Annotated in this window: 1 protein-coding gene; it reads right to left on the bottom strand. The window is 49.4% G+C overall.

The genetic code is table 11. The annotated features are described in order from the left end of the window. Positions 1-272 precede the first annotated feature (272 nt). The gene (locus BZK42_RS27805; protein ID WP_080861591.1) at positions 273-1,292 is read right to left on the bottom strand and encodes an IS110 family RNA-guided transposase; all 1,020 of its coding nucleotides are present in this window, start codon (positions 1,290-1,292) and stop codon (positions 273-275) included. Positions 1,293-1,434: the final 142 nt, after the last annotated feature.

Below are 1,434 nucleotides of genomic sequence, written 5' to 3'. Positions count from 1 at the left end.
TTATATGAGCACTTCCCGTTTGCGAAGTACCGGAATACAAAAAACGAATGAGATCAGTTGCAGTTTTATATTCGACCTTATTGCAGCCTGCGCTGCGGGCCTCGATAAGATCCGCGTATCCGCACCTTATTTTCCTTACGAGCTTTAAGCTCATAATATAATTCAGGTTTAGCAGAGACCGGTCTGACCTGTCTTCGTTATCATTTCCGTTACCCACGCAACCTTTCCGTTTTCATCCTTTTGTTAAGGGTTAGCATCCGTCAGCGACAACTTCAGTAAGGCCTGACGCTGACATAATCTTTGTTCCACTCGCGGTCATGTGCGATCACTGCCCATATTGTACGCGCCAGCTTATTTGCCATTGCAACAACGGCAACATTCGTTGGCCGACGTTCCTTTATCTTCTCAGCCCACGGCCCAGGGGCACTGGCAAGTAAAATGGCACTACGGGCACCATGGATAAGTAGTGTTCTCAGGTACTTATCACCCCTCTTACTGATACCCAGCAGCTTCACTCGCCCACCGGTTCCTGTTTGTTTTGGCACCAGACCAATATAAGCAGCCAGCTCTCTGCCATTACGGAACGCTTTACTGTCTCCCATCGTGGCGACTGCTGCTGTGGCAATGAGCACCCCAATACCCGGTATTTTCAGTAACTTCTGGCAGGATTTATCCTGTTGAGCCCAGGCTTTTAAACGCTTCTCTATGTCTTCAATCTGCTCATCAAAGCGGGATAATCGCTCCCATTGCTCCCGCAACATTTCCACCAGTGCAGCAGGCAGGCGTTTTTCCAGGCGGGCCAACACTAATGGCATCGCCTTTTCCAGCGCTGAACGTCCCTTCCTGACCGTTTCACCAAACTCCAGCAATAGTCCATGTAACCCGTTTATCTGAGCCGTCCGGTACTTCACCATCTGGTGGCGAATCTTGTGCATCGCCAGCACAGCCTGTTGTTCTTCCGTTTTTACCGCTACTGACTTACCCGGTTGCTGAACAGCCAGCCAGATGGCTCGTGCGTCCATCACGTCATTCTTGTTACCCATAACGAACGCCTTGACGAACCGACCTGGCATCAGACGCACCTTGTGACCCAGTTTTTCCAGTTCACGAGCCCAGTGCTGTGAGCCTCCACAAGCTTCCATGCCAATCAGACAGGGTTCCCGGTTAGCAAAAAATGTCAGCAATGTATCCCGCTTTATCTGCTTATCAACCATCTCACCTGTATGAAAATCAACCATATGCAACTGAATAACGTGTTTTGCGATATCTAATCCCACCGGTATATAATTCATCTGTGGCTCCTCCAGTCTCTGGATGCGGAATGCATCTTTCCTGGGCACTATGATGCCGTAAATCTGAGGGGAGCCACACTTCACTTCTGTTACTCCCCGCTCTGGTTCAACATATGGTGGGAAGTGCTCATCTTATTTTCCT

Source organism: Citrobacter braakii, from assembly GCF_002075345.1.
Lineage (GTDB): Bacteria > Pseudomonadota > Gammaproteobacteria > Enterobacterales > Enterobacteriaceae > Citrobacter > Citrobacter braakii.
This window is presented reverse-complemented; position numbering and strand designations above follow the sequence as displayed.